Source organism: Mesorhizobium sp. M6A.T.Ce.TU.002.03.1.1 (assembly GCF_003997275.1).
In the GTDB taxonomy this organism is placed as follows: Bacteria; Pseudomonadota; Alphaproteobacteria; order Rhizobiales; family Rhizobiaceae; genus Mesorhizobium; species Mesorhizobium mediterraneum.
Map to the genome: position 1 here is coordinate 1 of NZ_RZTI01000172.1, position 10211 is coordinate 10211.

Here is a 10211-nt window from a genome sequence, read left to right on the forward strand (position 1 = left end):
CATCGTTTCACGGAAACGCCGAACCGCTCTATCTCTTTGTTTTTGCGCAATTCCGGACGGAAAACCGCTTCACACTTTTCCTGGAATTGCTCTGAGCGGCCTCAGCCGTGCGCGAGCACCGCCAGCAGCAGCAGGGCGACGATGTTGGTGATCTTGATCGCCGGGTTGACCGCCGGGCCGGCGGTGTCCTTGTAAGGATCGCCGACCGTATCGCCGGTCACCGAGGCCTTGTGCGCCTCGGAGCCCTTGAGATGCTTGACGCCGTTCTTGTCGGTGAAGCCGTCCTCGAACGATTTTTTCGCATTGTCCCAGGCGCCGCCGCCAGAGGTCATCGAGATGGCGACGAACAGCCCGTTGACGATGACGCCGAGCAGCGAGGCGCCGAGCGCTGCAAAGGCGGACGCCTTCGAGCCCGAGATCAGCAGCACGCCGAAATAGACGACCAGCGGCGCGAGCACCGGCAGCAGCGACGGAATGATCATTTCCCGGATCGCCGCCTTGGTCAGAAGGTCGACCGCACGCGCATAGTTCGGCTTCGACGTGCCGGCCATGATGCCCGGATCCTCGCGGAACTGCTTGCGCACCTCCTCGACGATGGCGCCTGCCGCGCGGCCGACCGCCGTCATGGCGATGCCGCCGAACAGATAGGGGATTAGGCCGCCGAAGATCAGGCCGGCGACGACGTAAGGGTTGGAGAGGTCGAAAGAGACTTCGCCCATGCCCTGGAAGTAAGGATATTTGTCGCCATTGGCGGCAAAGAACTTCAGGTCATTAGAGTAGGCCGCGAACAGCACCAGCGCGCCGAGACCGGCCGAACCGATGGCGTACCCCTTGGTCACCGCCTTGGTGGTGTTGCCGACAGCGTCGAGCGCATCGGTGGATTGGCGCACTTCCTTGGGCAAGCCGGCCATTTCGGCAATGCCGCCGGCATTGTCGGTGACCGGGCCGAAGGCGTCGAGCGCGACGATCATGCCGGCGAGGCCGAGCATCGTGGTGACCGCGATCGCCGTGCCGTAGAGGCCGGCGAGCTGGTAGGTCGATATGATGCCGCCGACGATGACGATCGCCGGAAGTGCCGTCGATTCCAGCGAGACCGCAAGGCCCTGGATGACGTTGGTGCCGTGACCGGTGACCGAAGCCTGGGCAATGGAGTTCACCGGGCGCTTGTCGGTGCCGGTGTAGTATTCGGTGATCACCACGATGAGGCCGGTCACCAGAAGGCCGATCAGGCCGCAGATGAACAGGTTCCTGCCGGTGATGGCCATGCCGGCGACCGTGCCGATCTCGCCCCAGCCCAGTGTTACCGAGGTGGCGACGCCGAGGCCGATAATGGACAGCAGGCCGGTGACGATCAGGCCCTTGTAGAGCGCGCCCATGATCGAGCCGTTGGAGCCGAGCTTGACGAAGAAAGTGCCGACGATGGAAGTCAGGATGCAGGCGCCGCAGATGGCCAGCGGATAGAGCATCGTGGCGCCGAGTACGGCGGTGCCGCCGAAGAAGATTGCGGCGAGTACCATGGTGGCGACCACGGTCACCGCATAGGTCTCGAACAGGTCGGCGGCCATGCCGGCGCAGTCGCCGACATTATCGCCGACGTTGTCGGCGATGGTGGCCGGATTGCGCGGATCGTCTTCGGGAATGCCGGCTTCGACTTTGCCGACGAGATCGCCGCCGACGTCGGCGCCCTTGGTGAAGATGCCGCCGCCGAGACGGGCGAAGATCGAGATCAGCGAGGCGCCGAAGCCGAGCGAAACCAGCGAGTCGATGACGACACGGTCGTTGGGCTGAAGGCCCATGAAGTGGGTGAGGATCAGGTAGTAGATCGAGACGCCGAGCAGGGCCAGGCCAGCGACCAGCATGCCGGTGATGGCGCCCGACTTGAAGGCGATCTCGAGGCCGGCAGCGAGACTGTTGGAAGCCGCCTGCGCGGTGCGCACATTGGCGCGCACCGAGACGTGCATGCCGATGAAGCCAGCGGCGCCCGACAAAACGGCGCCGATCAGGAAGCCGATGGCGGCGGTGATCGAAAGCAGCCACCAGGCGAGCAGCAGGACCACGACACCGACGATGGCGATGGTGGTGTACTGGCGCGCCAGATAGGCCTGGGCGCCTTCGCGGATGGCCGCGGAAATTTCCTGCATGCGTGCATTGCCCTGATCGGCCGCGAGGACCGAACGTGTCGCCCAGATGGCGTAAAGGACTGAAAGCAGACCGCAGGCGATGACAGCTGAAATTATGGTCATTGCCGGATTTTCCTCGATTGATGACCCAAAAGAACCCCTCCCTGGGCCGTTGAGACAGGGAGCGGATTCCGCGCGCGGAATCCGCTCCCTTCGCACCGGCTTATGCGAAACAGGGCAGTGAACGTCAAGATATTGTTCGGTTTTTGCCCGGCTTTCGCCCAAAAGCTATGGGCGGCGACACGCCCGCCGGCGCCGCCGCCCAATTAGATCGATTGAAAACGGCAGGCGGTCGTCAGCCTTTGCGCAGGTCGCCGTCCGGCTGGACGACGAAGATCAGCACCGCCAGCATGGTCATGTAGAACATGAAAGCCTTCTGCTGGCCGTTCCAGACGCTGGACAATATGATTTTGCAATCGTCCGCCGCCGCTGGATTTCGGGCGAGACGGGCACCACGCTTGAGGTGACGCTCGATCACCCGGCGCGTTCGGGCGGACACTGAAGCGAACGAACCTCGCCCGAGGTGCTACGCTGTCTCTCGCCCCATGCGGCGCGCGGTGTAGCGCTCGATCGCCGACAGCCCGTCATAGATCAGCACAGCAAGGGCGGCGACGATCAGGCCGCCCTGCAGGATGAAGGCGAGGTTGTTCGACAACAGACCGGCGATGATCACCTCGCCCAGTGTCCTGGCCGCCACGGTCGAGCCGATCGTCGCGGTGGCGAGGCTGATGACGACAGACAGCCGGATGCCGCCGAGAATGATCGGCGCGCTGAGCGGCAGCTCGACCTTGACCAGCCTTTGCCAGCCGGTCATGCCGGCGCCGCGCGCCGCCTCGACCACGTTGACAGGCAGCGTCGTCAGCCCGGTCAGCGCGTTCTCGAAGATCGGCAGCAGGCCGTAGAGAAACAGCGCGATCAGCGTCGGCTTCTCGCCGAAGCCGACGGCCGGCACGGCAAGCGCCAGCACCGCCACCGGCGGAAAGGTCTGGCCGATATTGACCAGGCTGCGCGACAGCGGCAGGAATTCGACGCCGGCTGGCCTGGTGACCAGGATGGCGAGCGCCACAGCAACGATGGTCGCGGCCACGGTCGCGATCAGCACGGTCCTCAGATGCAGCAGCGTCAGCGACAGCAGGCTTCCCTGGTTGTAGATCACTGGCGCGTTGTTCTCGGTAAGCGGCTTCAGCAGCGGTTCGAACCAATCGGGATTGGTCACGAAGGCAATGAGCAACACCACCAGGACAAGCCTGAGCAGCGACGGAAGCCAAGCTTTTAAGCCAGCCTCTTTCATGCCGGCCTCGCCGCGCGCTTCACCAATCCGTCCACCGTCACGCGGCCGAGCGGCTTGCCGTCGGCGCCTTTCACCGGCAGCGCCGGGCGGCCCGACCAGAGGAGCTCAGCCAGCGCATCGCGCTGGCTGGCGTCGCCGGGGATCGCATCGCCCTCTGCGCTGCCCTTCTCGACGGCGTCGCGCACGCGGCCGAGCGACAGCAGCCTGAACGGTTTTTCGCTGGCGCCGACCAGGCTCTCGACGAAAGCGCTGGCCGGCCTCGCCAGGATCTCGGCGGGCTTGGCATATTGCACCAGCTTGCCGGCATCCATCACCGCGATCTTGTAGCCCATATGCACCGCCTCTTCCATGTCATGGGTGACGAGGATGATGGTGGTGCCGAAGCGCTTCTGGATCGCCAGAAGATCCTCCTGCGCCTTGTTGCGGATGATCGGGTCGAGCGCGCCGAACGGCTCGTCCATCAACAGCACGTTAGGCTCCGCGGCAAGGGCGCGGGCGACGCCGACGCGCTGCTGCTGACCGCCGGAAAGCTCGTGCGGATAACGTGGCCCGAACGCCTGGGGATCGAGCTGGTAGAGCGTCATCAACTCGTCGACACGGGCCTTGATGCGGGCCTTGTCCCAGCCGAGCAGCACCGGCACGGTGGCGATGTTCTGCGCCACCGTGCGATGCGGAAACAGCCCGTGGCCCTGGATGGCGTAGCCGATGCTGCGGCGCAGCTCATAGCCGGGCAGCGAGCGGTTGTCGGCGCCGTCGAGCTTGATCACGCCCGCGGTCGGCTCGACCAGCCGGTTGATCATGCGAAGCAGCGTCGTCTTGCCGGAACCGGAAGTGCCGACGATGACGGCGATGGTGCGCGGCTCGATCACCATCGACACGTCGTCGACCACCGTTGTCGCATCATAGCGCTTGGTAATGCCTTCGATCTCGATCATGCCGGTTGTGCCTCGCGTCTCTTGGTGGAGGTCATCTCGATCACCGCGTCGAGGATGATGGCGGCGGCAAAGGCGAGCGCCACCGTCGGTATGGCGCCGAGCAGCACCAGGTCCATCGCCGTCTGGCCAACGCCCTGGAACACGAACACGCCAAAGCCACCGCCGCCGATCAGCGCGGCAATGGTGGCAAGGCCGATGTTCTGGACCAGCACGATGCGGATGGCGGTGAGGATCACCGGGAAAGCCAGCGGAAATTCGACGCCGAACAGGCGCTGGCGCTCGGTCATGCCCATGCCGCGCGCGGCGTCGTTGGCGGCGCGCGGCACGCCGGCAAGACCGACCACGGTGTTGGCCACCACCGGCAGCAGCGAATAGAGGAACAGGGCGACGAAGGCGGGCGCGGTGCCGATGCCGCGAATGCCGAGGGAAGCCGCGCCGGGCACATGCGTCGCGACCCAGCCGAGCGGCGCGATCAGCAGGCCGAACAGCGCGATCGAGGGAATGGTCTGGATGATGTTCAGCACGTTGAGCACGCCGGCCCGCAATTTCTCGACGCGGTGGCAGAGAATGCCGAGCGGCAGGCCTGCGATCGCCGCCGCCGCCAGCGACCCCAGCGCCAGCGTCACATGCTTGGAGCCTTCCGCCCAGAAACTGTCGGCACGGTTGGCATATTCCTTGAGGATCGACAGGCTGCTCCAGCTTCCCGAGACCAGCAGCAGGCCGATCGCCGCTGTCGCGACGACGAGCACGCCGATCCGCGCCCCTGGCGACAGGTTCAGCCTTGTCAGCACATCGGCGAGCAAAAGCGTAAAGGCGAAGATGAGCAGCCAGAAACCCGAGGCCGGCGAGATGCGGGCAAAGGTGTTGCCCTCAGGCGTCAGGAACCTGCCGGCGACCCCGATCAGCAGCGCCAGTGCTGCAAGCGCGGCCACACTTGCGGCAAGGCGCAGGATCAGCGGTGTCTTCAACAGCGCGATGAGCGCCGCGATAAGCACGATTGCCAGCAGCAGCGGGCCTGTCACCGCAGGCAGAGCGTCGAGGATCGAGCGTGCCTCGCCTGGCACGATGCGGTTGGCGCGGAAGGTGGCGAAGGGCGCCGCGGAAGCAGCATAGGCAACGATCACGGCGATGACCACGCCGAGCTTGTCGAAGCGGATGGTCATGACGTACCTATGCGATGGCGGCGACTTGAGGACCTGACGTCAGGACCGTCGTGCTCCGTCGCGCCCCCCTCTGTCCTGCCGGACATCTCCCCCACTTGGGGGGAGATCGGCAGCTTCATTGCCGCCGATCCATCTTCCCCGTTGGCGATTGGCGGAAGCCGAGCGTGCATCCAATCTCCCCCCGTGTGGGGGAGATGGCCGGCAGGCCAGAGGGGGGCGCCTCGCACCGGCGTCATTTTCCAAACGGGCTGACTACTTCAAAAACCCGTTCTTCTTCAAAAAATCTTCGGCGACGCCCTTGGCCGGCTCGCCGCCGACCTGCACGCGGCCGTTCAGTTCCTGCAGGGTGACGAGATCGAGCTTGGCGAAGATCGGCTTCAGCAGCGTCTCGATCTCGGGATGCTCCTTCAACACCGCCTCGCGGATGACCGGCGCCGGCTGATAGACCGGCTGCACGCCCTTGTCGTCTTCGAGCACGACCAGGCCGGACGGCGCGATGCCGCCATCGGTGCCGTAGACCATGGCGGCGTTGGCGCCGTTGGTCTGGTTTGCCGCGGCGGCGATGGTCGCCGCCGTATCGCCGCCGGACAGCGTGATCAGTTGGTCCGGCTTCAGGGTGAAGCCATAGGTGGTCTGGAAAGCCGGCAGCGCGGCGGCCGAATTGACGAACTCGGCCGAGGCCGCCAGCACCACCTGGCCGCCGCCGGAGACATATTTGCCGAAGTCGGACAGCGTCGCCAGCTTGTTGGTCTCGGCCACATCCTTGCGCAGCGCAATCGCCCAGGTGTTGTTGGCTGGCGACGGCGACAGCCAGACGATCTTGTTGGCGTCGTAGTCGAGCTTCTTGGCCGTTTCATAGCCCTTGGCGGCGTCCTTCCACACGGGATCGTCGGCCTTTTCGAAGAAGAAGGCGGCATTGCCGGTGTATTCCGGATAGATGTCGATCTCGCCGGCGGTGATCGCCTTGCGCACCACAGGAGTGCCGCCGAGCTGGATGCGGTCGGTGGTCTGGATATTGTTGGCGTTCAGCACCAGCTGGATGATGTTGCCGAGCACGCCGCCTTCGGTGTCGATCTTCGACGACACGACCACTTGAGCGCTCGCCGAGGCTGCGCTGATGCCGAGCGCCAGAGCCGCGCCGGCCAGAACCTTGACTGAAAACATTTCACAAATCCCTTGCTGAGAACCGGACTACGGCTGCCGCATATGAGCATGGCTTCAATGCCCCGTCGGGGTACACGGTTTCATAAGAAGGGGGATGGGCGCAATAATTTTGTTCGGAAGCGGGTTGATCCGCTGCTGCCTCGTCCCGACGCGTTATGTCACTACAGCGCCGCGCGTCCGTTTGGACGCGCAAAGGACGCTGTAGCACTTTTGATTTTGCGCATGTTCCTTTCCGAACCTTCGGTTCGGGGTCATGCGCTGGTCGGCCGCCCGCTAGCCATCTTCAACACGCCCAGTGCCACGAAGCACAGCACCGTCACCGGGAAGATGATCCAGTTCAGCATCTCCCAGCCCCAGGCGTTGTAGACCGCGCCCGACATCAACGAGGCAAAGGCGACGGAGCCGAACAGGACGAAGTCGTGAAAGCCCTGGACCTTGCCCTTTTCGGATGGCCGGTAGCTGTCGGCGACCATGGCGGTGGCGCCGATGAAGGCGAAATTCCAGCCAAGCCCGAGCAGGATCAGCGCCGTCCAGAACTGCCACAATGCCAAGCCCGACAGCGCCACTATGGCGCAGCCGATCAGCAACACAAGGCCGGTTGCGACGATCCGTTCGGCGCCGAAGCGATAGATCAGCGAGCCGGTGAAGAAACTCGGCGCGAACATGGCCATGACATGCCAGGAAATACCGAGCGTGGCATCATCCGTCGACAGGCCGCAGCCGACCATGGCGAGTGGCGCGCCGGTCATGACGAAGCTCATCAGCGCGTAGCTGCCGACGGCACAAAACAGCGCCGCCACGAAACGCGGCCTTGTCACGATCTCGGAGAGCGGCCGCGCGTCGCGGTCGTCGATTTCCACTTTGCCGGCTGCCTTGGCCGGGATGCGCAGGAACGACAGGATGGCTGCGCCGACCGCCGCCAGAACCAGGATGGACGCAAACGAGCCGGCAAACATCACCGGCGCAAACAGTTCGCGGGTGAAGATGACGATCTGCGGCCCAAGGATGGCGGTGACGATGCCGCCAGCCAGCACGAAGGAGATGGCGCGCGCCTTGAATTCAGACGGTGCGTTGTCGGCGGCGGCGAAACGGAATTGCTGGACGAAGGCACCGCCGACGCCGATCACCAGCAGGCCGAAGGCAAACAGCCAAAAGCTGGCCTGAAACAGCGCCAGCGTGGCAATCAGCCCACCGAGCGCAGTGACGATCGTGCCGGTCATGAAGCCGTCGCGCTGGCCGAGCCAGCGGATGATGGCTGCCGCCGGCAGGGAACCGAGCGCCACGCCGACATTGAAGCCCGTAACCGGCGCCGTCGCCAGCGACTTGTCCGCATCGAGCAGATGTTGTCCGGCCAGCGCACCCAGGGAAATGGCGATAGGCGCGGCCGAGCCGATAATGGCCTGCGAGGCCGCAAGGATGAACGCCGTGCGGCGCGCTTCCCTACTAGCTTCGGCGATAACGACTGCCGTCATGAAGCGTCCTTGCCACGCCCCTCGCCGCGCACCCGGCGCGACACGCGATCAAGCACCGCGTTGACTAGCTTCGGCTCGTCTTCTTCGTAAAACGCCTTGGCGATGTCGACATATTCCGAAACGATGACAGCCACCGGCACGTCCTCTCGCTTCATCAGTTCGTAGACGCCGGCGCGCAATATGGCGCGCAGCGTCGAATCGAGCCTGGACAACGGCCAGTCCTCGGTCAGCGCCTGGCGGATAATCGGATCGATGGTTTTCTGGTTCTCGACGACGCCGGCGAGGATAGCGCGAAACCATTGTGCGTCCGCCTCGCGATAGAGCGCGCCGTCGACTTCCTTGCCGAGCCTGAACGCCTCGTATTCGGCGGTGATTTCGAAGACGCCGCTGCCGGCGACATCCATCTGATAGAGCGCCTGCACGGCGGCCAGACGGGCAGCGCCGCGCTTATTGGCGTGGCGTACCGCGGGCTGGCCGGGTGATGCGGGTTCGCTCATGATCGCTCTCCCAACTGTTGCTTGAGGGCAATCATGGTCAGCGCCGCACGCGCGGCAAAGCCGCCCTTGTCGCCTTCCGAGCGTTTGGCCCGCGTCCAGGCCTGCTCATCATTTTCGGTGGTCAGGATGCCGTTGCCGATGCAGACCGCTTCCTGCACGGAGAGATCCATCAGGGCACGGCTCGATTCATTGGCGACGATGTCGAAATGATAGGTGTCACCGCGCACGACGGTGCCGAGGGCGACAAAACCGTCATAGCTCGGCCCGCCTTCGGCGGCGCCGTCGAGCGCGAAGGAAATCACCGCGGGAATTTCGAGCGAGCCCGGAACGGTGACGACGTCGTATGTCGCGCCCGCTTCATCGAGCGCGCTTGTCGCGCCTTCGAGCAGCGCGTCGGCAAGATCATCATGGAAGCGCGCCTCGATGACAAGAAGGTGGGCCTTCTTCTTCGGGCGAATGAACGCTTTGCCGTGTTGGGATGTACCAGCCATAGATGTCTCCGGGATCGCCGGTGACTTAGGCCGAAGCGGCCGCGTTCGCAAGCTTTGTCAGAGGGTCGAACTGCGTCTAATTTCCAAGGGCGGCTCAAAGCCCCTCTTTCGCCGCCTCCACCAAGCGTGCCGCGTAGCGGGCCATGGTGTCGATCTCGAGGTTGACGCGATCGCCGACATCGCGTTCGCCCCAGGTGGTGACGGTCAGCGAGTGATGGATCAGCAGCACGTCGAAGCGGGTGCCCTCGACCTTGTTGACGGTGAGCGAAGTGCCGTCGAGCGCGACGGAGCCCTTCGGTGCGATGAATTTGGCCAGCTCGCGCGGCGATTCCAGCGTGAAGCGTACGGCATCGCCTTCCTCCTTGCGCGCCACGATCTCGGCCATGCCGTCGACATGGCCTGATACGATGTGGCCACCGAGTTCGTCGCCGATCTTCAGCGCCCGCTCCAGATTGATCCTCGCGCCGGATTTCCAGGCCATCGCTGTCGTCAGCCTGAGCGCCTCTTCCCACGCCTCGACCTCGAACCAGCGCGCGTTGGCGCCGCTTTCCGGGAGCGCTGTCACCGTCAGGCAGACGCCGCCGCACGAAATCGAAGCCCCGATGGCGATCGTCTCAGGGTCATAGGCGGTGTCTATACGCAAGCCCACCCCTTCCCTCAGCGGCTTGACGGCAGCGACGGTGCCGACATCGGTGACAATCCCGGTAAACATCAGAAATCCCTTATCCACTCGGCGTAGCTGTCTTCGCCGAAACGCATGTCGCGCAATTTGCGAAATCCCGCCGGGATATGGTTGGCGTCGATGGGCGATGCAATGCCGCCCTTGCCGATCGGCTCCAGCCCCTGGAACAGCACGATCCGGTCGACCAGCCCTTCGGCGAGGAAGGCCTCGGCCACCTTGGCGCCGCCCTCGACCAGAACACTCGCCATGCCGAGCGCGGCCAGGTCCTCGAGCAGTTCCGGCAGCGCTACGCCACCTTCATGCGTTTCCGTGCCGATGAATCGCACGCCGGCGCGT

Annotated in this window: 11 protein-coding genes; all 11 read right to left on the reverse strand. The window is 64.6% G+C overall.

Features of this window, described 5'->3' with window-relative positions; all coding sequences use genetic code 11:
* Positions 1 to 101: 101 nt before the first annotated feature.
* On the reverse strand, positions 102 to 2243 hold the full coding sequence (locus EOC93_RS30285; protein ID WP_095485777.1) for a sodium-translocating pyrophosphatase: 2142 nt from the start codon (positions 2241 to 2243) through the stop codon (positions 102 to 104).
* A gap of 232 nt (positions 2244 to 2475) precedes the next feature.
* A complete protein-coding gene (locus EOC93_RS30290; protein WP_245461584.1) occupies positions 2476 to 2583 on the reverse strand; it encodes a DUF2165 family protein in 108 nt (35 codons plus the stop codon).
* A 123-nt stretch (positions 2584 to 2706) separates the two neighbouring features.
* Positions 2707 to 3471, reverse strand: coding sequence for an ABC transporter permease (locus tag EOC93_RS30295; RefSeq protein WP_127206464.1), 765 nt, complete (start codon positions 3469 to 3471; stop codon positions 2707 to 2709).
* Complete coding sequence (locus EOC93_RS30300) at positions 3468 to 4406, reverse strand: ABC transporter ATP-binding protein (protein ID WP_127206465.1); 939 nt, start codon at positions 4404 to 4406, stop codon at positions 3468 to 3470. The genes EOC93_RS30295 and EOC93_RS30300 overlap by 4 nt, the downstream gene beginning before the upstream one ends.
* Complete coding sequence (locus EOC93_RS30305) at positions 4403 to 5569, reverse strand: ABC transporter permease (RefSeq protein ID WP_127206466.1); 1167 nt, start codon at positions 5567 to 5569, stop codon at positions 4403 to 4405. Before EOC93_RS30305 ends, EOC93_RS30300 begins: the two co-directional genes overlap by 4 nt.
* A gap of 252 nt (positions 5570 to 5821) precedes the next feature.
* Positions 5822 to 6733: an ABC transporter substrate-binding protein gene (locus EOC93_RS30315; protein ID WP_127206467.1), complete on the reverse strand. Its 912-nt coding sequence runs from the start codon at positions 6731 to 6733 to the stop codon at positions 5822 to 5824.
* Between the two features lie 251 nt (positions 6734 to 6984).
* Positions 6985 to 8205 carry an MFS transporter gene (locus EOC93_RS30320; protein WP_127206468.1) on the reverse strand — a complete coding sequence of 407 codons (1221 nt, stop codon included), beginning with the start codon at positions 8203 to 8205 and terminating at the stop codon, positions 6985 to 6987.
* Positions 8202 to 8702 carry a transcription antitermination factor NusB gene (gene nusB / locus EOC93_RS30325; protein ID WP_023798402.1) on the reverse strand — a complete coding sequence of 167 codons (501 nt, stop codon included), beginning with the start codon at positions 8700 to 8702 and terminating at the stop codon, positions 8202 to 8204. The genes EOC93_RS30320 and nusB overlap by 4 nt, the downstream gene beginning before the upstream one ends.
* Entirely contained in the window at positions 8699 to 9193 is a 495-nt protein-coding gene (gene ribH, locus EOC93_RS30330; protein WP_127206469.1) for a 6,7-dimethyl-8-ribityllumazine synthase, read from the reverse strand. Before ribH ends, nusB begins: the two co-directional genes overlap by 4 nt.
* 94 nt (positions 9194 to 9287) lie before the next feature.
* Complete coding sequence (locus EOC93_RS30335) at positions 9288 to 9905, reverse strand: riboflavin synthase (RefSeq protein WP_127206470.1); 618 nt, start codon at positions 9903 to 9905, stop codon at positions 9288 to 9290.
* On the reverse strand, positions 9905 to 10211 hold a 307-nt coding region (locus EOC93_RS30340), incomplete at its 5' end, for a dihydrofolate reductase family protein (RefSeq protein ID WP_206532290.1). The genes EOC93_RS30335 and EOC93_RS30340, both read right to left, overlap by 1 nt.